Origin of the sequence: Citrobacter sp. RHBSTW-00524 (genome assembly GCF_013747755.1) — a bacterium.
Lineage (GTDB): Bacteria > Pseudomonadota > Gammaproteobacteria > Enterobacterales > Enterobacteriaceae > Citrobacter > Citrobacter braakii.
Window position 1 is genome coordinate 803,616 of record NZ_CP056421.1, and the last position, 25,938, is coordinate 829,553.

Here is a 25,938-nt window from a genome sequence, read left to right on the forward strand (position 1 = left end):
GCATGATTACAAAAAGAAAATAACAATATTGCATACCGGCCGCCAGGGCCGGTTTTTTTATGCCCTGTTAGTTTTTTTAATGAGGCCGTAGTTAGCTGCTTTTTGTAAAGGGATAGTGTATGAAGTCACAACTTTCCCTTACAGAATCTGCCCAGCAAACCCCCTTTGTCGCTCGGTAAAACACCTACCAGTGGCTTGATCATTTTCGAGTAATGACGTAGATTTAGTCAACTAATGACGAATCCGTCAATAGTAAATGTAGACCTACGCATACTCGTAGCCTTTTCTCCCTAGCTGGAGAACGCCGGAGAGGTGAATTACACCCACGGTTTAGTTGACCGCAGCAACTGAAGAGCTCGCGGTTTTCGCTGTAGAGGCCAAAGCGCCCACAGCTAAGGTGGACACATGCACGACGTACTGAACGAAAAGCGTTCAATTCAGACAATTCGTGATCATACCAGCATCATTGCCACGCACGCCTTCAAGCAGCATTTGCTCCAGGTGCGCACTCTTGACAATGTAGGCATGGCTGCGCCTGAAGACTTTCACTTCATTGTCACTTTCAAGGATGATGTGGACAACGCTGATGCCACAGTTAAGCCGCTAGCAGAAGCCGTTCTGCTCGGTGATCGCGTCCGTTTCATCGTTAAACCTGCAAAACAGTACCCAGAGCTGACTAAAGTAATGGCCGGCTTTGTTGAGGTTATTGAACATTCTATTCGTCGTTTCTTTGATACTAATGGTAGAATCATAAGCACCAGAAAAGTTAATGGTTCTGCTGAGAAATGGCACCTACACTGATAGAATCCTACACTAAAGATTTAAGAGAGTGGCCTCATACTGGAGCCACTCTCTTTGTTCGTTCTGGCTACCTCCTTGCCTCCACCTCCCTTTTCAAAGTTTCAGAGCATGAAATACTTGCTCCTGAAGATGACATTATTCGATATATTCTTATTGAGCGTGTGGGCGCACGCATCGGGGATGTAGAGTTGAGCAACCTCATTTTAGATCATGAAGATGATGGTTTGGATGAACAAAGCACCATTCAGGAGCTTTTTCGCGCCGGGATTATTGATCAGACCCAGAATGTCACCGCTGGTCGGGTAGGGCTTCGAAACTACAGCTTTGTAGAGGACGGTCAGCGCATAGACTGCTTTCAAGTCGCAGGGGCATACATTCAACCCAAAAGCCATCGCAAGGGCATCATGAGCAGGACTTACCTTTTCTTGCTTAACTGGTATGAGCATTTGGTTTGTGATGATATGCAGACCATAGCTGGCGCGCAAATTTGGGCTGGCCCGATGGTTCGTGCTGGCGAGGTGCGGATCTACAACGAGAAGGGTGAATCGTTTGAAGATGTTCTTGGTGAGAAGGGGATTGGCAGACATACCGGTTTCTTACCATGGAATAAAGGGCGTATGTTTGACACATCTCCTTGGGACCCGAATAAACTTCAGACTACGGTACAAAAATTCATTGTACTGATCATATCCCGCGACTCCTGCCAGAGAATTGGTTTCATGACCTGAATAAAAATTACTGTATGGCCCGCTTCGGCGGGTTTTTTATTGTTTATAGAAGTCTCCCATCTCAGACTGAGAATTCCGTCAAGCTTCCTGCTTTAAGCCGAGTATAAAGCTCGGTTAATAAGCTCTCTGATTAATTTTTGAGTCAGCATAGTGAGTTTATTACGGCTTTTCTGAGCGGCCACGGGCACGCTGTCAGGCGATTCAGTCTGACGGAGTCCCGATTCATGAAACTGACCTCTCTTGTTTTCCTGCCGGCTCTGCTGCCGGCATCCGTACTGGCCGGCACGGTCATCTTCACCGACAGTCAGCATCTGCCGGCAAATCTGCCGCCGGACGTGCCGGTGGTCCTTCTTGATGGTCCTGACCAACTGCAGGCCGAGATGTTCGGGGAACTGCCTGCAGACCCGCAGCAGGCCGAAGCACAGGTCAGGCAGGTTATGGCATCATCTGCCTGGCAACAAAAACAGCTGCAGCTGAATGACTCCTATCGCCAGGTGGTCCGGGCCTGGGAACTGGGCATTAAAAAAGTGCCGGCCGTGGTGTTTGATGACCGCGATGTGGTGTACGGCACCACGGATGTTGACGTGGCCACTTCCCTGCGTAACCGGGGAGGTGGTCAGTGAATACAAAACCTTCCCGCATCAGAACCACGGTGTGCTCGCTGGCGGTTGCCACGGTGCTGGGTACGGCAACCGCGCCGGCAGCTGTTGCGGCACTTAACACTGCGCAGATTATTGCCAGCGCCGTGTCGCAAAACTGTATAAGCTGGCGTGTGAGTGGCATCTGTTACTGGCTGTTCTGCACCCCCTTTGGCTGCAAAGTGCGCACGTCGGTCAAGGTCACCCACTTCATCCCACAGGCAGTCGTTTCGACCTATGTCGCACCGGGCGGCAACCCGTGGCAGGAAATGGCGTTTGTCAGCCAGACCGCCGGCGGGCTGGAAAGTGCCGTGACCAGCGGGCTTTCCGGTGTTTCTGCCGGAGGAGCCAATCCGGCCGACATGAAAAATCCCGGCCAGCGCAAGTCCGCCGTTCGTTTCAAGTATGCCGATGCGATTGGCCACCCGGCCACCTCCCTGATTGGCGGCAGTATTCCGGGCTATTCCTGTGATACCGCAGCCACCCCGTTAATGCCTTACTTCCTGAGTACGCTGGATTCGGCGGCCTGGCGCACGGGCGTGCCGGAGTCCCTGTATCCGGAAGCGCTTGTGCCCGGCCAGCGGGAAATCGGCAGTCAGGCAGCGGCGAACATGTGGGGCAACGTCTATCCCCGTTCGGGGTTTATCAGCCAGACCGATGATGACAAAGCCTCTGCCGTGGTGGCACAGCGTGTGGCAGACATTATCACCCGCGCCGGCCAGCCGCATGTGTATCAGGTGCTTAAGGGCAACCGCCATGACGGGTACTGGCCACCGGGCGAGGTCACGGAAAACACCGGCACGCAAAATCACAAATGGCAGCGGCTGGCTCCCCACATGACTCAGTCATGTGCCGTCTTCCCGGACGGGGGCCACACCGCCGCGAGCGATAACAATGAAGCCTTTGCGCTCTGGCAGCCCTACAGCTGCTGCAAAAAGCGCGGGCAGAAATTTCTGGGCAGCACTGATATCTGATGAGGAAAACCGTGAAAAAATCACCTTCATTTTCAGCCGTTCGCGTAAGCCTGCTGCTGACCGGCTCCCTGCTGACTGTCCTCCCGGGCGCGCACGCGGCCGATGATGACAATACCATTCTCGGTATGTCCCTGCCGCAGGTGAACAACAGCGCCATCGGTTACGGCAAGTCCGTCGATGGTGCGGTATCGGACAAACTGTTCTACACCCTCGGGGGCGGGTCGGTCATTTCCCAGCCGGCCACGCGCGGCAATATGCAGAAGCTGGGGCTGAATACCGGCTGGAGCAGTGACCTGATGTGCGGCAACTTTGATCTGAAAACCACCGTCGGCAACCAGCTCAACGGCGTCACATCCGGCTTTAAAAACCTGATGGGCGACGTGATTCAGGGGGCCACCGGCGCGGTGGCCAGTCTGCCGGCGATGGTCATTCAGCGGGCCAACCCCGGTCTGTATGACATGCTCACCAACGGCGTTCTTCAGGCCAATGTGTCATTCGACAAGGCGCAGCTCAACTGCCAGAACATGGCGAAAAAGATGATGGACTTCAGCGACAGCAGTAACTGGACGCAGCAGGCCATGATGGATGAATACAAGTCTGTTGTGAACAGCGGAGATACTGATGCGGTTCGTGCAGATGAGGCGGGGCGGAAAGTCACCGGCACGTCGGGCAACAACTGGATTGGTGGTCAGAAACGTGGGGGGGCGGGGCAGCCCGCCATCCGTGTCACCCATGACCTTGTTGCTGCCGGCTACAACATGATGAACGGTTTACCTGTCACCGCTAATTCGACTGTCGGCGAAAGCAGCTGTAACGGTGGCGCATGCTCTAAATTCGGCAGCGCGGAAGAGGCGGCGGCCATGACCGTGAAGGTGCTGGGCGATCGTTCGATGCGCACCTGTGCCAACGCGAGCGAATGTACCAGCGGTGATGCGGATGACCAGCCCGGTACGACCGTTGCCGGCACCGGCTTTGCCCCACTGCTGGAGGAGGCAACCAAAGCCAACGCTGAGCAGCTGGTCAGGCTCGTCAACGGTACGGAAAAGCCCACGGCCGCGAATCTGGCGAAGCTGAAAACAGGCGGACTGCCGGTGACGGCCGGCGTGATTAAAGCCCTGCAGCGTGATCCGGATAATGCTGCCCTGACCGCCCGCCTTGCAGGCGAACTGGCCATGTCTGACACGGTGGAAACGGCGCTGCTGATGCGTCGCATGATGGTTACCGGTATGTCGGAGCCGAATGCCGCTGCCCAGCCAAAGGCCATTGATACCGCCAGCCAGCGTATTGAGGCGCTGGATCGGGAAATTGCGGCGCTGAAAAACGAGATGGAGATGAAGCGTGAACTGTCACGTAATTCGGTGCTGACCATTATCGACAGGGAGAACCAGCGCGTCGAAACCAACCCGCAGACCCAGTCTGATGACAATACCGACAGTCGCTTCAACCAGATGGCAGCGCCGCAGTCGGCTGAATGAGGGAATAAGGATGCGTAATAAAACGACTGTCAGGAAAGTCCTTACCCGTGCCGGCATCTTCCTCGCCTGCATGGCGCTGTTCATGGTGGTCTCACTGATGATGGCTGACACCGCCATGAAACATCCGACTGAAGCTGCTGCATTCCGGAGCTGGATGCAGTCGACGCGTTACGGCTGGCTGATGTGGCGACTGGCGCTGTATGCGCTGGTTGCCTGGGGCCTCTGGAAAATCCGGCATGCGCCGGGCTTCCGGGAGGCATACCGGCGGCCGCTGCTGCGCATCAGTGTGGTCAGTGTGCTTTTTATCGCGTTGTGTGAGTACGCGATGTTTACCGGTCCGGGAGCCTGACGATGACAACAAACAGCTATCTTGAGTATTTTCTCACGCTGCTCGGCTGGGTGATCAATAACGGCCTGTGGAATGTCCTGCTGAGCACCGGGCTTTTTGTCCTGCCGCTGGCGTTTAAGGTGGTGGGGATCTGGCTGAAGGTCCGTGAAGAGGGGGAGGATGAAGGCAACAAGGGGATGCTGTCGCTGCCCCGTATCGAGAACGCGCTGTATGCCGGTTTCCTGGTGATGATTGCCTGCTGCGTACCGCTGATTAATGTCAGCCTCAGTACGATGCAGTACGACACAACCCGGGCAAAGAGCTGTGGTGTGTGGACGCCAAAAGCGCCGGATGAAAGCGGCTATGCCGGCGTGGTCACCAGTCTCAACGACCAGACGGCTGCTGCACCGGTATGGTGGGTGCTGATTCATAAACTCTCAAAAGGGGTAACCCAGGCGGCCGTGGCGACCATTCCCTGCCGCCCTGACATGCGCCAGATCCGCTTTGAAGTGCAGCATACGCGTATCGACAACAAAGCGCTGGCGCAGGAGCTGCAGGACTTCACCAACGACTGCTATTCGGTTGCGTTGTATCTGTGGAAGCAACAGGATCAGGGCCAGACAAAGGACAAAACCACGCTGCGTGATATCGAATGGATTGGCAGCAGTACATTCCTGAGCCGGTATTATCCTTCGTTGCAGTCCAAACTGCCCCGGGCTGCGTTCCCATGGACCGACAGCCGGGACAGCGGCCGACCCAATACCGGAAGAGGAGGCTATCCCACCTGCAGCGAATGGTGGAGCAGTGCGGATACCGGTCTGAAAGCCCGCGTGAAGGACCAGGCTGATCCGGATATGTGGCTGCGTATCTCGGCCGCAATGAAAATGTCAGGCTTTAACGACAGTGACTATCAGGAAGCCGTCATCCGTCGTCTGGTCAGCCCGGAAAGCCTGACGGTCTCACAGAATGGTCACGTGTATGCCGGCTATGGAGGTAACGCCGATTTTACCCTGGATAATGCAGCGGCACGCGTGGCGTCCGTCGCCGGGACTTCCCTCGGCAGTCTGGCCGCGTTCCCGGCGTTCGATGCGATGCGGCAGGCGCTGCCAATGGTGCAGGCTATCCTGCTGATGGCAATATATGTCATGCTACCGCTGATTCTGGCATTTGCGGCCTACGAATTCAAAACCGTTATTACGTTGACCTTTGTTATGTTTGCTCTTAACTTCCTGACATTCTGGTGGGAACTGGCGCGCTGGCTCGACAGCTGGCTGTTAACCGCGTTGTACAGTTCGGATACACACAGTCGGTTCAATATGGCGGGACTACAGAACAGTACCGATGACCTTATTATGAATCTGGTTATGGGCACTATGTTTCTTGTACTTCCTGCCGTTTGGTTAGGGGCATTATCATGGGCAGGAGTTACCATCGGGAATGCTTTAAGCTCAGCATATCAGCAAGGAACAGCAAAAGCTGAAAGTTCTGGAGGTAAGTTGGGAGAGGCAGGAGCTAATGCTGTTGCAAATAAAGCTATGAAGTAAGGGTAAATTGTCACAAATGAGTAAGGGGGAACCCTTACTCATCCTCGTTAACCATACGCCCTGCAGCGTCGTACCATCCCCATCCATGCTGGCCATCACGATATTTTCCATAACCTGGCTGCTCTCCCATAAAGTTCCCACATGGTGCTTTTTCACTTTCGGAGAGATGTTTTCTATGAGGTGAGAGCACGGCACCAATGAGAAACAATGATCCAAAAGTGAGGATTACAAAACATGCAATGGGTATCATTGGGATATGCCCACACCAATACGGTAGACGATGAGTAGCCGCCCACGACACACACCATTTATCCCAGTTTGATAGAGTAGTTCTGGCTCGTTTCCATATACCCGCAAAACGGACGCCACGATTCCAGGCGCGTTTCTCTTGAGACTGATACATCTCCCCCTCCGAATTACATGAATTCTAAAGGGACTATAGCGGAATTTTTGAGCAATTACGAACATCCATGATACCTGACTGAGAACGCTAATTAATTCTTTAAAACTCATCAGGTTACTTTTTTCAAGATAGTTACAGCTTGTCATCGTTGAAAATGCATTATTATACTGTATTTATAAACAGTATAATTTGAGGGGGCGAGTTATGCCAATTCCTTTAGAACAGACGATGTGTTGGGATAAAATTTCGCAGAAAAATTCAGCAAACACACCGGTTTTGATGATGGCGGCGATCGCCAGACTTACAGGTAGCAATCAATCACTGGCATGCGTTCCGTTGTTTGGTGATGGGGTTTCATGTGGTTTCCCTTCTCCAGCACAGGATTATGTCGAAAAACGTCTTTCCCTCGATGACCTTTGCATCCGCTATCCGGAAAGTACCTATCTGGTGCGAGCAGAGGGGGATTCGATGCTTAATGCCGGGATTAAAGACGGTGATTTACTAATAGTGGAGTGTATTCGTGAGGCAAAGCACGGTGACATTGTCATTGCAGCCGTAGATGGGGAGTTTACCTGTAAGAGGCTTCAGCTCTTGCCATCACCAGCTCTGGTCCCGGCTAATCCAGCTTATTCTTCAATCCCCCTTACTGAGGATATAGAAACAGTGGTCTTTGGTGTGGTACGTCATCTCGTTCACTCCTTCAAATTCCGGGATGCCTGAGCATGTTTGCGCTGGTCGATGTGAATTCTTTTTATGCTTCATGCGAAACCGTTTTCAGGCCAGACCTCCGTGGCAAACCTGTGGTTGTACTATCCAATAATGATGGATGCATAATAGCCCGTTCAGCAGCTGCGAAGTCACTTGGGCTAAAAATGGGTGACCCTTGGTTCAAGGTTGGCCGCGAGGCGGAAAGAAGAGGCGTTGTTGCCTTTTCCAGTAATTACAGCCTTTATGCTGACATGTCTGACAGAGTGATGACTATTTTGCAGATGTTAGCTCCCCGCGTAGAAATATACAGTATTGATGAAGCCTTTTGCGATCTTACGGGAGTAAGTGGTCTTTTATCACTTGAGGTTTTTGGCCATCAGATACGTGAGCAGATCAGGCGCAGGACACACCTTACCGTGGGGGTGGGGATAGGCCCAACGAAAACTCTGGCTAAACTGGCCCAATATGCAAGTAAACGCTGGCCAGCTACGCGAGGAGTAGTTGACCTGAGCAATATAGGGCGACAGCGAAAGTTAATGGCCTTGGTGCCAGTCGAAGAGGTCTGGGGTATTGGCCGTCGGCTCGGTAAAAAATTGCAGTTGATGGGGATTAACAATGCACTCCAGCTGTCTGAGCTGTCTCCTTCATTTATTCGTAAGCAATTTTCAGTGGTTGTTGAACGAACAGTAAGAGAACTCAACGGCACGCCCTGCCTGGGCCTTGAAGAGTTTACAGCTCCAAAGGAGCAAATCATATGCTCCCGCTCCTTTGGAGAAAAACCTACAGATGAATTCAGCATCCATCAGGCCGTCTGCGCTCATGCCGAACGTGCAGCAGAAAAGTTACGCGCAGAGCACCAGTTTTGTAAACGCGTAGCGGTATTCATCAGTACCAGTCCCTTTGCAGAGAATGAATCGTTCTATAAAAATCAGGCTGTAACGGAGCTTGCTGTTCCGGCCCGTGATTCCCGGGATATCATCAAGGCGGCTGTAAGAGCTCTTGAAACAATATTCATCCCGGGGCATCGTTATCAACGCGCAGGTGTAATTCTCACCGATTTTCGCAGCGCGGCAGTACCACAACTTACCCTGTTCGGTGACCTTCAGCCTCATCGTAATAGCGATGAATTAATGACACTCATAGACAGCATTAACAGCTCTGGTAAGGGTTCAGTCTGGTTTGCAGGGCAGGGCATTAAAAGTGATGCCACAGGCTGGAAGATGCGAAGAGAAAGACTTTCGCCCGCTTTTACAACCAGATTGGATGATATTGTCAGAGTAAGGTAATCATCTTTTTTATATTTGCTCGAAACCGCACCATTGACATTACAAACTCTATACGGCAGGGTTTACAGTCTGTTACATGGTGAATAAGTCAAGCGTACTTTTCATTGACCGCTTTTTTAGTAAATATGTTTGGAGGATATGGATCGTGAGGAGTCTTACCGCCATTTTAATAATTCCTGTTCTTGTCACAGCCTGTAGCATGCAGGAAATAGCAGATACAAATAAGAAAATCAGTGATGGTGCTTCAGGTATAATGAACTCTTTGAGGGGAAACTCTAACCCATCAACTGATGTTACGACACCAATGCATTTACCTCAGTCATTAAAAAAAGAATCCAAGTCTAAAAATTATACTGTAGCTGTTGATGTAGATACTGCTGCTGCCAGAATAAAAAGACATTACAAGTTTATGTCAAGTCAGGAGCTGGATAGTTTACGGAATAGCTCTAATGACGGGGCATGGAAAGCGGCCGCTGAAGATGATGCACATCCAGTTTGGGAGGCAATACCTGGTAGCTATTATAAAATGGGATCTGACTGGAATGATAACGATCATTTAGATGTAGAAATTGAAAAAAACGGGAGTGGGAGTAAACTCTATATAACATATTCATCGGCATCTGCAGAAAGGCTATCGGGTTCTGGCGTACAGAAGTTGATGAAGGAAATTCATTCCGTGGCTATAGGTGAGTGATATTTTATCGGGAAAAGGTAGTTATCATTATGTGTTAATGATAACTACCTTTTGTAGTTGGTTTATTTTAACTCAATATATAGGCCAAGCGCGATACAAAAAGCATGCAGTAGAATTGGTAAAAGAAGCCCTCTGCTTTGATATCTTGCTCCACAGAAAATTAATGAAAGTGAAAACATTTGGATTTTGGTGGGCAATGAATACTGTGTGTGTATAACTGCAAACAAAACAGAAACTGTCAGCCCACCGATGATATAGCCCGCCTTTTCACCAAGAGCGTTTAAAAAAGAACTCAGGATAATTCCTCTGAAAACCAGTTCCTCCAGTAGAGGGAAAATAATAATTGTGGCTGCGATTTTTACAGCTGCCATTTCATGTGACAAACCTTTAGTAAATTCTGTAACGAAGGGTTCTTTCGGCGTAAGGTACTATGAAGCAGTGTAAGCAATAATTATGAGCAAGAAAAAAACAAATGACTGCTTGTTAGGTTTTCCCCAGGTTAATCCTTGGTAGAGTGAGGTGTTATTTAATAAGTGAGTTATGGATAAAAAAATTAAAAGCATCATCAGAGGCTTAATTATCTGCAAATGTAATATTGAGAAATCAAGCCTAGTCATTAAGAATATATTTAGATCAATAGAGGTTAATAATAAATAAAAGAATAAAAAGTTAGATAATCCGAAAATCAGAATCATAAGGCGTTGTTTTAAAATATCCATATCAACCACTTTCATCGGAGAAAACTACATATTACTCACCCAAAAAACGATGTCTACATTCATTTGACGTCGTTTTTCCCTGTTGGTACTATCAAACTGTTGTACTGTCGCACTGGCGACCACCAATGCTCTTGTAGCCTGTGATGAGCGCCTTCGGGTGGCTACAGTCGCACTTAAGCTGCGACCACCAATGTTCCGGCAGTCTGTGAGGAGCGCCTTCGGGTGACTGCACAATAAAACTCTCTAAGCCTGAAAGGGAGTACATGAAAAATGTGGCAAATCTGCTCACCTTTGAAAGCAGATATCGTCTATGAAAGCGCACTATGACGCGGCGATGAAGGTTTACTGTGTAGCAAATCTGCCAGTTTCAATTCACTTCCGTTCTGTGAACGGCATCAGTTCAACGTCTTCTCATTTGCAGTGATACGCCCTGAGTTTCGTACGACTTTTGCATCGACGGATAAGGCCATTTGGTACATTTGGCCGCTTACGGAGTTGCATTAGGAGCACGAAGCTGCGCGGCGTCACTTGTGAAGTGGCGAAGACACTACCAAGTGACGCGCGCAGCGCATAACGTCTCAACCCACGTACGACGTGGTTTTCAACATTTTACTACCATCTGACCAACATGTAGTCCGTGTCAGTACGGTATTAAACTCACTTTTACATCAACGTAAGCACGACGGAAGGCCGTCTGAACGTTCAACTATCAGTAAGGAGGAAATCGACTCGGTATCGATGGCGACACTACGAACAGTAGTGTTGGAGGCAGCTTGACGTAAGTCAGCTCTGCATAAGCAGCAAACAGATCAGAGATCTGGGGTGCCTCGCAAGAACTCAACAATTCGCCGCCCCGATGCACAGATACCAGTTGAGACGCAGGAAGCGCAAAAGCAACCGTGTCGTCGGGGATGAATTACTGGGGTACAGATCCGTCCGCTTATTTACAAGCCGAGGGACGTGTATCCCTGTGGAGATATAGGAATGTCCAGATTCAGTAAACAGCTGTGCAAACAACTTGTCACACTTGCTCGTCAGGGACGGGGAAGTTATAAAACTGTGGCTGACCGCTCAAGAATTGCAGAACGTTTTTCTGAACGTCTGTCTGAACTGAATATTCAGATTAGGGACGTAAAACATATCAAAACTTCCCATATTGAAAAGTATATTGAGAGCAGGAAGGCAGACAGTTTGTCTCTCCGGACGTTACAGAATGAGATGTCTGCTATCCGCTCTGTTTTATTATCAGCAGGGAGAAATAAACTGGCCGATCCCAATCATACCAGCCTGAGTAATCAGGCCCTGGGAATTTCTGGTGCTAACCGGGATGGAACTAAACTCCCTATTACAGATGAAAAACTTAATGCGGTTGTGAATTTTGCGCTTAAAAAAGATGAAGGTGTTGCGCTCGCGGTACAACTTTCCCGATATCTTGGATTGAGAACGGAAGAAACCGTGCAGTCCGCAAAGTCGTTAAAAACATGGAAGCAGTCATTGATTAACAATAATGAGCGTGTCCGTGTTGTTTTCGGGACGAAAGGCGGGCGGCCGAGAGAAACAACAGTTTTCAATCGTGAAAAAGTTTTATCAATTCTGGATAAGGCAATTCATTATGTCAGTGAACATAACGGAAAGCTGATTGATAAACCCTCTCTGCATACCGCAATTGATCGTTACCGAAATATTGTAAGAGAGGCAGGGATGAATGGTAAAAATGCGCCGCACAGTTTACGTTATGCTTACTCACGGGATGCTGTAAATCATCATATTAAAAATGGAATGAGTCGAGACGAAGCCGAGGCATTAGTTTCAATGGACCTAGGCCACGGAGATGGCCGGGGGCGGTATATCAAACAGGTTTATTTTCGTGGGGAAACAGAATAGACGTTTTTACACTTCAATTTTAGGATGTAACGCCACAGCACAATCAGGGCTGTGGCTTATTCAAAATCAATCTTTATTCTTACATGCTCTAATAACGGTCATGCGTGATACGCCAGCGAGCCTTGCCGTTTCGTTTATTGACTTTCCGTTTTTCTTGCGGAGAGTTCTTATTAATTCATGTTTTTCCTTGTCTGCCAGCCTTCCCCTGTATTTTCCCTTCTCCCTGGCGCTTGTAATTCCCTCCATCTGCCTTCTGCGGCGATCTTCATAATCTTTACGAGCAATTGCGGCTAACAGGGGTCTGACGCTCAGTGGAACGAAAACTCACGTTAAGCAACGTTTTCTACCTCTGACGCCTCTTTTAATGGTCTCAGATGTCCTTTGGTCACCAGTTCTGCCAGCGTGAAGGAATAATGGCCGAGCATATTGATATGTCCGTGGCAAAGCGGGGAGAGGCGTGCGATATCTTCATCATTCAGTGTTTCACCTTGCGCCCGGAGATGATCCAGGGCTGCCTGCATATACATAGTGTTCCATAACACGACGGCGTTAGTGACCAGCCCCAGTGCGCCCAGTTGATCTTCCTGACCGTCGGTATATCGTTTTCTTAGGGGTCCGCTTGGAAAACGGAAATTATCCTACGCTAAGCCTGTTTTTTGTACAGATTACTATTCACTGAGCGTAATGCGCGGTACTTACCCTGTCCCAGTTTGAGGTTCGTTCTCCAGACGTAATCCCCGCTCAGGTTGATATGTTCCCATCCCAGACCGTTCCCTGCTTTATAGAACTTGCCAGACGCAGCACCTCATGCCAGTGGGTTTCAGTTTCCTTTAGATTCAGGCTGGTTGTCGAGATGATTGACTGAAGCCCCTGATACAACTCAGCTTTACCATGAATAAACAGCCGTTTGTCATGAAGATCCCGGATCCTTGGCGCAAAAGCGAATCCGAGCAGATGCATTAGCGCGAAAACATGCTCAGTGAAACCTGCTGTGTCAGTGTAATGCTCTGTAATTTCCAGATCAGTTTCGTGGTACAGCAGACCATCAATTACGTGTGTTGAATCCCGCACGCGGCTGATGACTTTGGTGTAAAACGGGCTGTATTGGTCCGAAATATGCGTATAAATCTGCACGCCTGGCTCCTGACCGTATTTAAGATTGACCTGATCAGCAAAAGCCGCTGCAGGGAAATAGGTCTGCATACTGCCCCCGCCATTGCAGTCTGTTCAAGGATTGGAAGAGTCTAGGACTGCCCCTCAGTAAGGTAAGTCCCTGAGATTAAATTTCTTCCTGAAGGGCACTTCATCCTTTGCGGGCACAAAATTAGGTTGCTGCGTATGCAATTAAGGCGCTGGATAAATTTTGGACGAATGAATCTCGTGTCTCGTCATCCAGTAGTTCCAAAGAAAGATAAGGATTCAGATCCTCAAGTTCCATAAGCAAAAGATCGCCATCCTTTGTTCTGCAGGCATCGACTCTCTGTATGCCGTAATCAATTCCATTCCAGTCTATAAATCGGCGGGAAAACTTCAGGTCAGAAGGAGTCGCGATATAGGGTTCAAGCCGCCACCGTTCATCCGGATTTGGTGCATATAGCGCATACTGAAATTGATGATTTATAAAGTAAAACGAAACTTCATATACAAAGTCAATTACGGGCTGAACGAGCCTGCCCGTCAATTCTGTGCGCGAAAGCTCGTCGGCACTGACAAAATTCATCCCCAGTGAGTCCGCACCTTGCTTAAGCTTGACTATATAATTATCAACAGCAGGAAGTGATTTGAGATCTTTATGCCGATCAACTGACGGGATTACTGGATATCCCGCTTTTGTCAGTTCAATCAGGTAGTTTTTCCCTTTCATGTCCGCTTTACCGGAAAGCTGGTTAAACACCCTGGAGCCTGTATCAAGTGCCTTACTCCTGAATTCGTTGTACTGACTGGCAAAATTCATTACCGGACCGGTGTTTCTGAAAAGGATAACGTTCGAATTTTCTATAAATGATGTTGCTGACTTGGGATGACAAAGACACAAGTCGAAAAACTGACCTAATTTTTCCGAGAGAAACATATCTTCTTCATAATAGATTCTGCCTTTGGCCTGGTAATATAGGTCTGTGACAAAGAGTAATTTTTTCTTCAATTTTAAATTCCTTCTCTGCTTGATGATTTTATAATTATCAATGTATTAATTTTTACACCACAAGTTTAGTTGAGTTCAGTCTCAATCTTTTATAGGTGTCATTACGCATCCAGACATTGCTGTGAGCGATAAATCGAACCTGTGCACCTTAAACCCGGCACCTGGAAGAACGCTTCCGCACAAAGAGAGTCCTGACTGACTTATGTTGCATCTTCAAAAATTTTAAATGCGTCCACCTGTGACAGAAGAGAGCAGCATGCTTAGACGGGGCGGTATGCTTTAAAATAATTTTCCAGGTAATGCGTGCTCCGCTACCGTATGCTTATTCGCATCTTACTAAGTAAAATGACTAATTAAAACAGCTATATACATGGAAAGCATGGCAATAATTGTCAATGTAACTATGCGGCGAGCCACCTTATCCTCAGAACTTTTTTTATTCATAATGAGCGACCTGATTATGCAATTTCATAGTATGATACACAAACAAGTTAACCCTGTTAACTAGTTTGTGTATGTCGTCAGTCGTAATGGTTAATGTGGATTTTAAAATGGGTAAAGATAAAGTACGCGAATTTCGTGCAGCATTGCGGGAAATGGTAAGAGAACTCGGCATGCTAAGCCGCAAAAGCAGCGGAACCGAACTATCACCTCTCCAAAGTCATATTCTCATTGAACTTGATCGAGAGGCTTTAGGAGCTACGGAACTGGCGGCGAGGCTTTGTGTTGAAAAAGCTAGTATGAGCCGAACGCTTCGCAGATTGATAGAGGACGGGCATCTTCTCAGAATACATGACATGCAGGATGGCAGAGCATCAACGTTCGCTTTGAGTGATTCCGGAAAACAGGTTCTCTTGTCTCTGGAAGAAAATGCCGACAAATTTACCCAGGAAGCTCTTGCCTCATCGTCAGATAAAGAGGTGGAAGAATTTTTCAGAACCATTACCGGGTTCTCTCATAGCCTGCGTAATGCACGCCGCCAGCGTGAAGTGGGTTTAACTTTTCGAACTATTGAAGCCAGTGATAATGCTGCAATAGCTGAAGTCATACGTAATAGCTTTCGGGAAAATCAAATCGATCATCTGGAAGGAGTTAGCCTTCACGATCCGGAACTTGAAAGTTTAAGTGACGTCTACAGACATCCCGGCTCTGGATACTGGGTTGCAGAAGCCAAAGGTAAAATTGTCGGAGGAGCAGGATTTGCACCACTCTTCGGTGAAACAGGTATTTGTGAAATGCAGAAGCTCTTTTTCAGCAGCGACATAAAAGGCATGGGGATAGGTAGACGCATGATTGCCTTCATTATGTCCCAGGCCGCCTCGATGGGATATCAGGCTTGCTATCTTGAAACGCTTCACCAGTTGAAAGATGCTATACGTCTGTACGAAGCTTTCGGGTTCGATTACTTATCTGAAAGACTGGGTAATACCGGGCACCACAGTTGCAACGTTTATATGCTGAAAAAACTTTAGAATTCTAAAATAGAATTCATCTGTCTCCCTGACATCTTCACAATTCGGTGTTGTCCGTAAAAGTCCGCTTTTCACTGTGAATTCAACTGGCCGATGCAACATCCTCACAGGAGGATGTTGCCATAAAGCGTAAAAATCAGCTAAGTATGCCCAGTGTCACCAGTTAGTTCGCCCCTGGGGCATTTAGTATATAGTCTCGACGCCCGAGGCTATATACTAAATGCCTAAGTAACGTTTTGCTGGTTCAATAAATTGAACCAAGAATAAATAACGCGCTTAGCGTTGGATATTTTCCGTTTTCCAAGCGGACCCCGGGCAGGTCAATCACAGAAGGAAAGCAGACAGAGCTGCGCGGCAAAGCAACAAAGGGAGGATATACTGTATGGAAAATGAAATCTGGGCATCCTACCCCAATTTATGTGGCGGATTTAGACAAAGCTGTTAGGGAATGTCTAAAATAGCGAAGCCATAGCATAGAATTTTTAATGGCATTATGATCAGGATATAAAGGACTTCATGCAGGGAAAAAATATCCCAAAAGAAACTGGTCATGTCAGCACACCAAAGGATCCTCGCCGGATCCTTTGGTTTTTCTCAGCCACAATCGCTTAACGTGAGTTTTCGTTCCACTGAGCGTCAGACCCCTATAATAATTCCTTTCAGACAGGTACCGGTTAAGTGTAGCTGAGTCAGACAAAAAAGCCCCCTGACGGGGGCAAAAATGTAGCAACGTTGTTTCAGGAAAATCTATCAGGGAAAAGGTAACAGCACGGATACTACCGTCGCATTCAGCCTGCATTGATCATGCGGCGGTGCGCTTCGGCCATGGCCTGATGTGGGCCGGATTGCCCGTTATTCATGAATTCATGGGCAACCGCTGCTCTTTCATGCTCATTCATCGCCGCGTAAGACGTTGACGGGACGGTCGTGGATACCGTGTTATTTCCCATCATCTTCTGATGACTTTCCACCATTTTCTGGTGCGCATCCGCCGAGCCGTTCGTCATGGTTTCATGAGCAATAATGGCCTGTTCATGCTGGTCCATACCGGTCATACGAGGAGCAGTCCCCTGGATCCCGACAGGAGCCGCAGCAGACTGCATCTGGTGAGCAGGAGCCTGTGCATTGTTGACGCGATCATGGATATTCACGGTTTCAGTGGCCCAGGCCGATGAAATTAAACCAAAGCCCAGCAAAGATGCTAATACGATATTTTTCATGATAACTCTCCATTTCTGAATTAGTGATGTCCGGGGAAGTACAACCGATGTTTTCAGTTCCATAACTGAAACAAGTTCGGCAGCGTTTATTTCTCCGGAAGAGGGCTGGATATTCATTTCCTGGCGTACTCTGACGCCGGGTATTGATGAAGCAATCCAGCCTTCCTGATAAGTTGCACTAATTATATCGAATGGCTTCTGTTTGCTGCATGACAGGCTAATGACATCTTTGTCATTTACATCTTTATTTTCAGCATTGGGTTTCCGGGATCATTTTCTCCAGTCTGGGCACGGATAAGATAAAACGCGTGGAGCGTACGTCTGATTCCACCTGCACTCTTCCGTGATGTGCTTCCACGATTGACTTCACAATCGCAAGGCCGATGCCGCTGCCTTCTCCTTTTCGTTGTCTGGATGGATCCACCCGATAAAAACGGTCAAACAGCCTTGATAAATGTTCTTCAGGGATCGGTTTCCCTGGATTTTCAATCACAAGGTCAAAAAAGCTCTCCTGCTTTCTTATTGAGACGGTGATGGCCTGTCCCTCCGGGGTATAACGCAGGGCATTGGATAACAGATTATTGATCGCTCTTCTGAACATTTGTGGATCTCCCTCAACCAGGCAGGGCATCCCGTTAAATTTGAGCGTGATATTGCGTTCTTCGGCCCAGGCTTCGAAAAACTCGAAGACTTTCATGACTTCTGCTCTGAGGTCAAAACGGACCCTGTCAGGTATAAGCTGGTTATTGTCCGCCTGTGCCAGAAACAGCATGTCGCTGACCATTTTGGTCATCCGGTTATACTCTTCAAGACTGGAGTAGAGGACATCCTCAAGTTCCTTCTGGGTTCGATCCTGACTCAGTGCGATTTCAGTCTGCGTCACCAGATTGGTGATGGGCGTTCTGATCTCATGCGCGATATCGGCAGAGAAATTGGCCTGGCGGGTAAAGACGTCCTCAATCTTTCCAATCATATGATTGAACGAGATAACCAGTTGCTCCAGCTCAATGGGAACGCGTGTCGGTTCCAGCCGCGCATCAAGATTCTCGGAGGTGATGTTTTTAATGGCATTGCTGACATTACGAAGGGGCAGGTGCCCCTGACGGACAGCGATGCGAATGATCAGAACAATCAGCAGGCTTATCACGACGGCGATCGCAATCAGATTTTTTTTCAGCGCATCGAGGTAATGGAGATGGAAATTAATGGAGAGGCCAGTCAGCATGACATAATTCTGCTGTTTGCCCTGAAATATCGCCTGGCCAGAGGAGGCGATAATCCGGTATGTTTCCATCTTCATTTCAGACCCGGTATCCATCGGTCTCGCAGGATCCTCCACCGTCCAGAGAAAGACATCACGTGCACGGCTATGCTCGCTAAAATCGGCTGAACTCACAGCAGAGCGTAAAGCAGCCCCCTGCACAGAGCTGTACAGCACCTCTCCCCGGGGATTAAGTAGCAAAAGAGCAACGTTACGGTAGCTGGCGATCGATTCCTTTATTTTGCTTATTTTCTTTTCATCCGGATCAACCGGAGACTGCAGGATACGGTTTAGTGTGGTGCTGATTTGTTGCAGATCGCTGACATCCTGCTCGGCAAAATGCTTATCAACAGAATGCAGCATAAACCAGGTGAAGGCGATAAACGCCAGTATTGTGGACAGGCTGATAAAAAAGGTCAGCCGCAGAGCGAGTGAGAAAGGTCGTCTGGACGGTTTGCTATGCATCCGGGATCTCCAGCATGTAGCCCACGCCCCGCACTGTCTGGATCAGTTTTGTCTCGTAATCGTTGTCTATTTTAGCGCGGAGTCGCTTTACTGCGACATCAATCGCGTTAGTGTCGCTGTCAAAATTCATGTCCCAGACCTGAGAGGCAATCAGGGAGCGGGGAAGAACTTCTCCCTGATGGCGAATGAAGAATTCCAGCAGGCTGAACTCTTTACTGGTGAGCACAATGCGGTTCCCGGCGCGGCTGACTTTTCTGGATACGAGATCAATAGAGAGGTCAGCCACCTTAAACTGGCTTTCCGTGATCATCGTGTTTCCCCGCCTCAGAAGAGTTCTCACCCGGGCGAGCAGTTCGGCAAACGCAAAGGGTTTAACCAGATAATCGTCCGCACCCAGCTCCAGTCCTTTGACCCTGTGTTCGATCGTGCCCAGGGCCGTCAGCAGTAAGACCGGCGTACCCTTTCCGGCAGTGCGCAGCATACGGATGATATCCCAGCCGTTCACATCAGGTAGCATGATATCCAGAATGACTAAATCATACTCGGCGGTCATGGCGAGATGATATCCGGTAAGACCATTATCAGCGTGATCCACTACGAACCCTGCTTCTGTAAGCCCTTTGCTGAGATATTCACCTGTTTTAATTTCGTCTTCGACGATCAATATTTTCATCTTGCTCCCCGGCTGGCTGCTAATGTCATTCTATTGCGCCCACGATCGTTATCAACGGATTACAGCAAAAATGACAACATTGTCATTATCCTGTCACCCGGCAAACAGAGAGCGTTCGGTAAAGTAACCCTGGTAATACTCTGAACTTCATTTGAACCATTTACCAGGTCTGCCTGTACGAGAAGCGTTATGTTCAAATTAAAATTACTTAGCATCAGTACCATATTCATCCTGGCAGGTTGTGTTTCTCTGGCACCTGAATATCAGCGTCCGCCAGCTCCGGTTCCCCAGCAGTTTTCATTGTCTAAAAACAGTCTGACGCCTGCGGTAAACAGCTATCAGGATACGGGCTGGCGAAACTTTTTTGTCGATCCCCAGGTCAGCAGGCTGATCGGTGAAGCCCTGAATAATAACCGTGATTTGAGAATGGCTGCCCTGAAGGTTGAAGAGGCCCGGGCCCAGTTCAACGTCACGGATGCAGATCGTTATCCCCAACTGAATGCCTCATCCGGGATTACATACAGCGGTGGTCTGAAAGGTGACAAGCCGACCACGCAGGAGTACGACGCGGGTCTGGAGCTCAGCTATGAGCTCGATTTTTTTGGCAAACTTAAGAACATGAGTGAGGCTGATCGCCAGAACTACTTTGCCAGCGAAGAAGCCCGTCGTGCCGTACACATCCTGCTGGTCTCCAACGTTTCACAGAGCTATTTCAGCCAGCAACTGGCGTACGAACAACTCCGTATTGCGCGGGAAACGCTGAAAAATTATGAACAGTCTTATGCATTCGTTGAGCAACAACTGGTGACCGGGAGTACGAACGTTCTGGCGCTTGAACAAGCCAGGGGGCAAATCGAAAGTACCCGCGCCGAAATAGCCAAACGAGAAGGCGATCTGGCTCAGGCAAACAATGCCCTGCAACTGGTGCTTGGAACGTACCGCGCAGTTCCGTCAGAAAAAGGGATGAAAGGTGGGGAGATCGCACCAGTAAAATTGCCACCAAATCTGTCGTCACAAATATTGCTGCAGCGTCCGGATATTATGGAAGCGGAATACCAGTTGAAAGCGGCTGATGCCAATATTGGCGCAGCGCGAGCGGCTTTTTTCCCGTCCATTACCCTGACCAGTGGTCTCTCCTCAAGCAGTACGGAGCTGTCCAGCCTCTTTACGTCAGGAAGTGGAATGTGGAATTTTATTCCTAAAATTGAAATTCCTATATTTAATGCTGGCAGGAACAAAGCCAATCTGAAGCTGGCTGAAATTCGCCAGCAACAGTCGGTGGTTAATTACGAACAAAAAATTCAGTCAGCCTTTAAAAATGTTTCCGACACGCTTGCGCTGCGCGACAGCCTTAGCCAGCAACTTGAGTCACAGCAGCGTTATCTTGATTCACTACAGATAACTCTACAGCGTGCCAGAGGATTGTATGCAAGTGGTGCTGTCAGTTACATCGAAGTGCTGGATGCAGAACGTTCCCTCTTCGCTACCCAGCAAACCATTCTCGATCTTACCTATTCCCGGCAGGTTAACGAAATTAATCTGTTTACCGCGCTGGGTGGCGGTTGGGTAGAGTAAATTTATTTAATTAATCAGGAAATTAAAATGCGTAATTCACTTAAAGCCGTTTTATTTGGTGCCTTCTCTGTCATGTTTTCTGCCGGTCTTCATGCTGAAACACATCAGCATGGCGATATGAATACTGCCAGTGATGCTTCGGTACAGCAAGTTATCAAGGGCACCGGTGTCGTTAAAGACATTGATATGAATACTAAGAAAATCACCATTTCGCATGAAGCAATTCCAGCGGTGGGCTGGCCTGCAATGACCATGCGCTTTACTTTTGTTAATGCAGACGATGCTATTAATGCCCTGAAAACAGGCAACCATGTCGATTTCTCGTTTATTCAGCAGGGCAATATCTCCTTACTCAAAAGCATTAACGTGACGCAGTCCTGATTGGCTGTCCGGAGCGATTACATCCTGTGCGCCTGTACATTCACATAGGTATATGTGTGAGTTAACCGTCAGGCGCATATGCCAGGTGTTTTGATTTTTTAGCGGAAAATTGTATGGCTTCTTTAAAGATAAAATATGCTGCAATAATTATCAGCAGCCTCATAGCAGGGGGGCTGATATCGGTTACTGCCTGGCAGTATGTAAACTCAGCACAAAAGACAGAAAAAACAGAACAAAAGGCACCGGAACGAAAGGTGCTTTTCTGGTATGACCCAATGAAACCGGATACCAAATTTGATAAACCCGGAAAATCGCCCTTTATGGATATGGACCTGGTGCCAAAATATGCTGATGACAGTGGCGATAAAAGCAGTGGCGGGATCCGTATCGACCCAACCCAGGTTCAGAATCTGGGATTAAAAACGCAAAAAGTCACGCGAGGAATGCTGAATTATTCTCAGACAATCCCGGCTAATGTCAGCTATAACGAGTATCAGTTTGTTATTGTGCAGGCGCGTTCTGACGGGTTTGTCGAAAAAGTCTACCCCATGACGATTGGCGATCATGTGAAGAAGGGGACGCCACTTATCGATATTACCATTCCGGACTGGGTGGAAGCACAGAGTGAATTCCTTCTGTTATCCAGCACCGGTGGTACTTCCACGCAAATTAAAGGCGTTCTGGAACGGCTTCGCCTGGCAGGTATGCCGGAAGAGGATATTCAGAGACTGCGTTCTACCCGGAGCATTCAGACCCGTTTTACCATTAAAGCACCTATTGATGGTGTCATTACTGCATTTGACCTGCGCACCGGCATGAATATTTCGAAAGATAAGGTGGTGGCTCAGATTCAGGGAATGGACCCGGTCTGGATCAGCGCTGCAGTGCCAGAATCTATCGCCTATCTGCTGAAAGATACGTCGCAGTTTGAAATTTCGGTACCGGCTTATCCGGATAAAACATTCCATGTCGAAAAATGGAATATTCTTCCCAGCGTGGATCAGACAACCCGTACGCTTCAGGTCCGTCTCCAGGTTTCTAATAAGGATGAGTTTCTCAAGCCGGGCATGAATGCCTATCTGAAACTGAATACCAGAAGCCAGGAGATGCTGCTGATACCAAGCCAGGCCGTTATCGATACCGGCAAAGAACAGCGCGTGATTACTGTTGATGATGAAGGCAAGTTTGTGCCGAAACAGATCCACGTTCTGCATGAGTCACAGCAACAGTCCGGCATCGGCTCCGGCCTGAATGAAGGCGATACCGTGGTGGTCAGTGGCCTGTTCCTCATTGACTCTGAAGCCAATATTACGGGCGCACTGGAACGTATGCGCCACCCTGAAAAAACAGAAAGCAGTATGCCAGCAATGTCTGACCAGCCTGTAAATATGCATTCAGGGCACTGAGGAGACGACGATGATTGAATGGATTATCCGGCGCTCTGTCGCCAACCGTTTCCTGGTCATGATGGGGGCCCTGTTTCTCAGCATCTGGGGCACATGGACGATTATTAACACGCCTGTCGATGCCTTGCCTGACCTGTCAGATGTGCAGGTCATTATCAAAACCAGCTATCCCGGCCAGGCCCCGCAGATTGTAGAAAACCAGGTCACCTATCCACTTACCACCACCATGCTGTCCGTGCCTGGCGCAAAAACCGTGCGTGGTTTTTCACAGTTCGGTGATTCGTATGTGTATGTCATTTTTGAAGACGGCACCGATCTGTACTGGGCCCGTTCCCGCGTGCTGGAGTACCTGAACCAGGTACAGGGAAAACTGCCCGCCGGTGTGAGTTCTGAAATCGGTCCGGACGCCACGGGGGTGGGCTGGATATTTGAATATGCCCTTGTCGATCGCAGCGGAAAACACGACCTTTCAGAACTGCGTTCTCTGCAGGACTGGTTCCTGAAATTTGAGCTGAAAACCATCCCGAACGTGGCTGAGGTCGCTTCGGTTGGCGGCGTGGTGAAACAGTACCAGATTCAGGTCAATCCGGTAAAACTGTCTCAGTATGGTATCAGCCTGCCCGAAGTGAAACAGGCCCTTGAATCGTCTAACCAGGAGGCCGGTGGCTCATCCGTTGAAATGGCCGAAGCTGAGTATATGGTCCGTGCCAGCGGTTATCTTCAGAGCATTGATGATTTTAATAACATCGTCCTGAAAACAGGCGAGAACGGCGTGCCGGTTTATCTGCGGGATGTTGCCCGAGTGCAGACCGGGCCTGAAATGCGGCGTGGTATTGCCGAGCTGAACGGCCAGGGCGAAGTCGCTGGCGGCGTGGTGATCCTGCGGTCGGGTAAAAATGCACGCGACGTTATCACGGCAGTGAGGGATAAACTTGAGACGCTGAAGGCCAGCCTGCCGGAAGGCGTTGAAATCGTGACCACCTACGATCGCAGCCAGCTCATCGACCGGGCGATTGATAACCTCAGTTCCAAACTTCTGGAAGAGTTTATCGTGGTGGCCATCGTCTGTGCCCTGTTCCTGTGGCACGTACGTTCTGCCCTGGTGGCGATTATCTCTCTGCCGCTTGGTCTGTGTATCGCCTTTATCGTCATGCACTTCCAGGGACTGAACGCCAATATCATGTCGCTGGGAGGGATAGCGATTGCCGTCGGTGCGATGGTGGATGCCGCCATTGTGATGATTGAGAATGCGCATAAGCGGCTTGAGGAGTGGGATCATCAGCATCCTGGTGAGCAGATTGACAACGCCACCCGCTGGAAGGTGATTACCGATGCCTCCGTTGAAGTGGGACCCGCACTGTTTATCAGCCTGCTGATCATCACCCTGTCCTTTATTCCTATCTTTACCCTGGAAGGTCAGGAAGGACGTCTGTTTGGCCCGCTGGCATTCACGAAAACGTACTCCATGGCGGGCGCGGCCGCGCTGGCCATCATCGTCATTCCGATTCTGATGGGATTCTGGATCCGGGGGAAAATTCCTGCAGAGACCAGTAACCCCCTGAACCGGGTACTGATCAAAGCGTATCATCCATTGCTGTTGCGGGTTCTCCACTGGCCAAAAACAACCCTGCTGGTTGCGGCCTTGTCCATTTTCACCGTTATCTGGCCGCTGAGCCAGGTGGGCGGTGAGTTTCTGCCGAAGATTAACGAGGGCGACCTGTTGTATATGCCGTCGACCCTGCCGGGTGTCTCTCCGGCTGAAGCTGCAGCGCTCCTGCAGACGACGGACAAGTTAATCAAAAGCGTTCCTGAAGTGGCCTCTGTATTTGGCAAGACCGGTAAAGCAGAGACCGCCACGGATTCCGCACCGCTCGAAATGGTTGAAACCACGATCCAGCTCAAACCTGAGGATCAGTGGCGTCCAGGCATGACGATTGACAAGATTATTGAAGAACTCGACAGGACCGTCCGTTTACCGGGGCTGGCAAACCTCTGGGTGCCGCCAATCCGTAACCGTATTGATATGCTCTCAACCGGGATCAAAAGCCCGATAGGTATCAAGGTGTCCGGAACGGTTCTGTCCGATATCGATGCAACGGCGCAGAGTATCGAAGCGGTCGCCAAAACCGTACCCGGCGTAGTGTCTGCTCTCGCAGAGCGACTGGAAGGCGGGCGCTACATTGATGTGGATATCAACCGGGAAAAAGCCTCCCGCTACGGAATGACGGTGGGCGATGTGCAGCTGTTCATCTCATCAGCCATCGGTGGGGCTATGGTGGGTGAGACGGTTGAAGGCGTGGCCCGGTACCCGATTAATATCCGCTATCCGCAGGATTACCGGAACAGCCCGCAGGCCCTGAAACAGATGCCGATCCTGACCCCGATGAAGCAGCAGATCACGCTGGGCGATGTTGCGGATATTAAGGTCGTTTCCGGGCCGACTATGCTGAAAACGGAAAATGCCCGTCCAGCCAGCTGGATTTACATTGACGCGCGCGGCAGGGATATGGTGTCGGTGGTTAATGACATTAAAACGGCGATCAGTCAGAAAGTGAAACTGAGACCGGGTACCAGCGTGTCATTCTCCGGACAGTTTGAACTGCTTGAGCATGCCAACAAGAAACTGAAGCTGATGGTGCCGATGACGGTGATGATCATCTTCATCCTGTTGTATCTGGCATTCCGCCGGGTTGATGAAGCCCTGCTGATCCTGATGAGCCTGCCGTTCGCCCTGGTTGGCGGGATATGGTTCCTGTACTGGCAGGGCTTCCATATGTCTGTCGCAACCGGAACGGGGTTTATCGCTCTGGCCGGGGTGGCAGCAGAGTTTGGCGTGGTCATGCTGATGTATCTGCGTCATGCCATTGAAGCGCACCCGGAATTGTCCCGTAAAGAGACGTTCACACCGGAAGGCCTTGATGAAGCCCTCTATCATGGTGCCGTACTGCGTGTCCGGCCGAAAGCCATGACCGTGGCGGTGATCATTGCGGGTCTGCTGCCAATACTCTGGGGAACCGGTGCAGGTTCAGAAGTCATGAGCCGTATCGCGGCACCCATGATTGGTGGGATGATCACGGCTCCGCTGCTGTCCCTGTTCATTATTCCTGCCGCCTACAAATTAATCTGGCTGCGCAGACATAAAAAAAGCGTGTCCTGAACC

The 25,938-nt window shown here is 49.4% G+C and carries 21 protein-coding genes and 3 pseudogenes; 16 read left to right on the forward strand and 8 right to left on the reverse strand.

Annotated elements, in window-relative coordinates; translation table 11 throughout:
• Positions 1–405: 405 nt before the first annotated feature.
• From HV229_RS03935 to HV229_RS03980, 10 genes are all read left to right on the forward strand, one after another.
• Entirely contained in the window at positions 406–801 is a 396-nt protein-coding gene (locus HV229_RS03935) for a hypothetical protein (RefSeq protein WP_042998099.1), read from the forward strand.
• Positions 786–1,529 (forward strand): hypothetical protein, encoded by a 744-nt coding sequence (locus tag HV229_RS03940; protein WP_042998098.1) that lies wholly within the window; start codon positions 786–788, stop codon positions 1,527–1,529. Before HV229_RS03935 ends, HV229_RS03940 begins: the two co-directional genes overlap by 16 nt.
• Positions 1,530–1,753: 224 nt before the next feature.
• Positions 1,754–2,152: a TIGR03757 family integrating conjugative element protein gene (locus HV229_RS03945; protein ID WP_042998097.1), complete on the forward strand. Its 399-nt coding sequence runs from the start codon at positions 1,754–1,756 to the stop codon at positions 2,150–2,152.
• On the forward strand, positions 2,149–3,141 hold the full coding sequence (locus tag HV229_RS03950) for a TIGR03756 family integrating conjugative element protein (RefSeq protein ID WP_042998096.1): 993 nt from the start codon (positions 2,149–2,151) through the stop codon (positions 3,139–3,141). The genes HV229_RS03945 and HV229_RS03950 overlap by 4 nt, the downstream gene beginning before the upstream one ends.
• The gene (locus HV229_RS03955; RefSeq protein ID WP_042998095.1) at positions 3,141–4,616 is read left to right on the forward strand and encodes an integrating conjugative element protein; all 1,476 of its coding nucleotides are present in this window, start codon (positions 3,141–3,143) and stop codon (positions 4,614–4,616) included. The genes HV229_RS03950 and HV229_RS03955 overlap by 1 nt, the downstream gene beginning before the upstream one ends.
• 10 nt (positions 4,617–4,626) lie before the next feature.
• Positions 4,627–4,965, forward strand: coding sequence for a hypothetical protein (locus HV229_RS03960; RefSeq protein WP_032636816.1), 339 nt, complete (start codon positions 4,627–4,629; stop codon positions 4,963–4,965).
• A gap of 2 nt (positions 4,966–4,967) precedes the next feature.
• Positions 4,968–6,488, forward strand: a complete 1,521-nt coding sequence (locus tag HV229_RS03965) for a conjugal transfer protein TraG N-terminal domain-containing protein (protein ID WP_042998094.1) — start codon at positions 4,968–4,970, stop codon at positions 6,486–6,488.
• 685 nt (positions 6,489–7,173) lie between these two features.
• Positions 7,174–7,611: a translesion error-prone DNA polymerase V autoproteolytic subunit gene (umuD, locus tag HV229_RS03970; RefSeq protein WP_045332329.1), complete on the forward strand. Its 438-nt coding sequence runs from the start codon at positions 7,174–7,176 to the stop codon at positions 7,609–7,611.
• A gap of 2 nt (positions 7,612–7,613) precedes the next feature.
• Complete coding sequence (gene umuC, locus HV229_RS03975; RefSeq protein WP_042998093.1) at positions 7,614–8,885, forward strand: translesion error-prone DNA polymerase V subunit UmuC; 1,272 nt, start codon at positions 7,614–7,616, stop codon at positions 8,883–8,885.
• 199 nt (positions 8,886–9,084) lie between these two features.
• On the forward strand, positions 9,085–9,579 hold the full coding sequence (locus tag HV229_RS03980) for a hypothetical protein (RefSeq protein ID WP_050149002.1): 495 nt from the start codon (positions 9,085–9,087) through the stop codon (positions 9,577–9,579).
• A 62-nt stretch (positions 9,580–9,641) separates the two neighbouring features.
• On the opposite strand, the gene HV229_RS03985 is transcribed toward HV229_RS03980, so the two are convergent.
• Positions 9,642–9,950 carry a CPBP family intramembrane glutamic endopeptidase gene (locus HV229_RS03985; protein WP_045332314.1) on the reverse strand — a complete coding sequence of 103 codons (309 nt, stop codon included), beginning with the start codon at positions 9,948–9,950 and terminating at the stop codon, positions 9,642–9,644.
• A 1,332-nt stretch (positions 9,951–11,282) separates the two neighbouring features.
• Between HV229_RS03985 and HV229_RS03990 the strand changes: the two genes are divergently transcribed.
• Positions 11,283–12,182, forward strand: a complete 900-nt coding sequence (locus tag HV229_RS03990; RefSeq protein ID WP_006786007.1) for an integrase domain-containing protein — start codon at positions 11,283–11,285, stop codon at positions 12,180–12,182.
• A 66-nt stretch (positions 12,183–12,248) separates the two neighbouring features.
• On the opposite strand, the pseudogene HV229_RS03995 reads toward HV229_RS03990, so the two are convergent.
• The 4 genes and pseudogenes from HV229_RS03995 to HV229_RS04010 form a co-directional block, all read right to left on the reverse strand.
• A pseudogene (locus HV229_RS03995) lies at positions 12,249–12,479 on the reverse strand (serine recombinase); the annotation flags it as partial.
• A 65-nt stretch (positions 12,480–12,544) separates the two neighbouring features.
• Positions 12,545–12,799 (reverse strand): annotated as a pseudogene (locus tag HV229_RS04000) (Tn3 family transposase); the annotation flags it as partial.
• Positions 12,800–12,947: 148 nt separating this feature from the next.
• Positions 12,948–13,346 (reverse strand): annotated as a pseudogene (locus HV229_RS04005) (Tn3 family transposase); the annotation flags it as partial.
• Positions 13,347–13,506: 160 nt separating this feature from the next.
• The gene (locus HV229_RS04010; protein WP_042998087.1) at positions 13,507–14,325 is read right to left on the reverse strand and encodes a hypothetical protein; all 819 of its coding nucleotides are present in this window, start codon (positions 14,323–14,325) and stop codon (positions 13,507–13,509) included.
• Positions 14,326–14,876: 551 nt separating this feature from the next.
• Here HV229_RS04010 and HV229_RS04015 point away from each other — a divergent pair.
• The gene (locus tag HV229_RS04015) at positions 14,877–15,797 is read left to right on the forward strand and encodes a bifunctional helix-turn-helix transcriptional regulator/GNAT family N-acetyltransferase (protein WP_042998086.1); all 921 of its coding nucleotides are present in this window, start codon (positions 14,877–14,879) and stop codon (positions 15,795–15,797) included.
• Positions 15,798–16,585: 788 nt separating this feature from the next.
• Here the strand turns inward: HV229_RS04015 and silE are convergent.
• From silE to silR, 3 genes are all read right to left on the reverse strand, one after another.
• The gene (gene silE, locus HV229_RS04020) at positions 16,586–17,017 is read right to left on the reverse strand and encodes a silver-binding protein SilE (protein ID WP_000790483.1); all 432 of its coding nucleotides are present in this window, start codon (positions 17,015–17,017) and stop codon (positions 16,586–16,588) included.
• Between the two features lie 250 nt (positions 17,018–17,267).
• Complete coding sequence (gene silS, locus HV229_RS04025; RefSeq protein ID WP_001548141.1) at positions 17,268–18,743, reverse strand: copper/silver sensor histidine kinase SilS; 1,476 nt, start codon at positions 18,741–18,743, stop codon at positions 17,268–17,270.
• Positions 18,736–19,416 carry a copper/silver response regulator transcription factor SilR gene (gene silR / locus HV229_RS04030; protein WP_000697970.1) on the reverse strand — a complete coding sequence of 227 codons (681 nt, stop codon included), beginning with the start codon at positions 19,414–19,416 and terminating at the stop codon, positions 18,736–18,738. The genes silS and silR overlap by 8 nt, the downstream gene beginning before the upstream one ends.
• Positions 19,417–19,605: 189 nt before the next feature.
• Here silR and silC point away from each other — a divergent pair, with 189 nt between their 5' ends.
• From silC to silA, 4 genes are all read left to right on the forward strand, one after another.
• Entirely contained in the window at positions 19,606–20,991 is a 1,386-nt protein-coding gene (silC, locus tag HV229_RS04035; RefSeq protein WP_048242262.1) for a Cu(+)/Ag(+) efflux RND transporter outer membrane channel SilC, read from the forward strand.
• A 27-nt stretch (positions 20,992–21,018) separates the two neighbouring features.
• On the forward strand, positions 21,019–21,372 hold the full coding sequence (gene cusF, locus HV229_RS04040; RefSeq protein ID WP_001246155.1) for a cation efflux system protein CusF: 354 nt from the start codon (positions 21,019–21,021) through the stop codon (positions 21,370–21,372).
• A 113-nt stretch (positions 21,373–21,485) separates the two neighbouring features.
• A complete protein-coding gene (gene silB / locus HV229_RS04045) occupies positions 21,486–22,778 on the forward strand; it encodes a Cu(+)/Ag(+) efflux RND transporter periplasmic adaptor subunit SilB (protein WP_000157620.1) in 1,293 nt (430 codons plus the stop codon).
• Positions 22,779–22,788: 10 nt separating this feature from the next.
• Positions 22,789–25,935, forward strand: coding sequence for a Cu(+)/Ag(+) efflux RND transporter permease subunit SilA (gene silA, locus HV229_RS04050; protein WP_032620969.1), 3,147 nt, complete (start codon positions 22,789–22,791; stop codon positions 25,933–25,935).
• Positions 25,936–25,938 lie beyond the last annotated feature (3 nt).

Coding starts and splice junctions, on each gene's coding strand:
- HV229_RS03935 (WP_042998099.1), top strand. CDS start 406: ATGCACGACGTACTGAACGAAAAGCGTTCAATTCAGACAATTCGTGAT.
- HV229_RS03940 (WP_042998098.1), top strand. CDS start 786: ATGGCACCTACACTGATAGAATCCTACACTAAAGATTTAAGAGAGTGG.
- HV229_RS03945 (WP_042998097.1), top strand. CDS start 1,754: ATGAAACTGACCTCTCTTGTTTTCCTGCCGGCTCTGCTGCCGGCATCC.
- HV229_RS03955 (WP_042998095.1), top strand. CDS start 3,141: ATGAGGAAAACCGTGAAAAAATCACCTTCATTTTCAGCCGTTCGCGTA.
- HV229_RS03960 (WP_032636816.1), top strand. CDS start 4,627: ATGCGTAATAAAACGACTGTCAGGAAAGTCCTTACCCGTGCCGGCATC.
- HV229_RS03965 (WP_042998094.1), top strand. CDS start 4,968: ATGACAACAAACAGCTATCTTGAGTATTTTCTCACGCTGCTCGGCTGG.
- umuD (WP_045332329.1), top strand. CDS start 7,174: ATGGCGGCGATCGCCAGACTTACAGGTAGCAATCAATCACTGGCATGC.
- umuC (WP_042998093.1), top strand. CDS start 7,614: ATGTTTGCGCTGGTCGATGTGAATTCTTTTTATGCTTCATGCGAAACC.
- HV229_RS03980 (WP_050149002.1), top strand. CDS start 9,085: ATGCAGGAAATAGCAGATACAAATAAGAAAATCAGTGATGGTGCTTCA.
- HV229_RS03985 (WP_045332314.1), bottom strand. CDS start 9,950: ATGGCAGCTGTAAAAATCGCAGCCACAATTATTATTTTCCCTCTACTG.
- HV229_RS03990 (WP_006786007.1), top strand. CDS start 11,283: ATGTCCAGATTCAGTAAACAGCTGTGCAAACAACTTGTCACACTTGCT.
- HV229_RS04015 (WP_042998086.1), top strand. CDS start 14,877: ATGGGTAAAGATAAAGTACGCGAATTTCGTGCAGCATTGCGGGAAATG.
- silE (WP_000790483.1), bottom strand. CDS start 17,017: ATGAAAAATATCGTATTAGCATCTTTGCTGGGCTTTGGTTTAATTTCA.
- silS (WP_001548141.1), bottom strand. CDS start 18,743: ATGCATAGCAAACCGTCCAGACGACCTTTCTCACTCGCTCTGCGGCTG.
- silR (WP_000697970.1), bottom strand. CDS start 19,416: ATGAAAATATTGATCGTCGAAGACGAAATTAAAACAGGTGAATATCTC.
- silC (WP_048242262.1), top strand. CDS start 19,606: ATGTTCAAATTAAAATTACTTAGCATCAGTACCATATTCATCCTGGCA.
- cusF (WP_001246155.1), top strand. CDS start 21,019: ATGCGTAATTCACTTAAAGCCGTTTTATTTGGTGCCTTCTCTGTCATG.
- silB (WP_000157620.1), top strand. CDS start 21,486: ATGGCTTCTTTAAAGATAAAATATGCTGCAATAATTATCAGCAGCCTC.
- silA (WP_032620969.1), top strand. CDS start 22,789: ATGATTGAATGGATTATCCGGCGCTCTGTCGCCAACCGTTTCCTGGTC.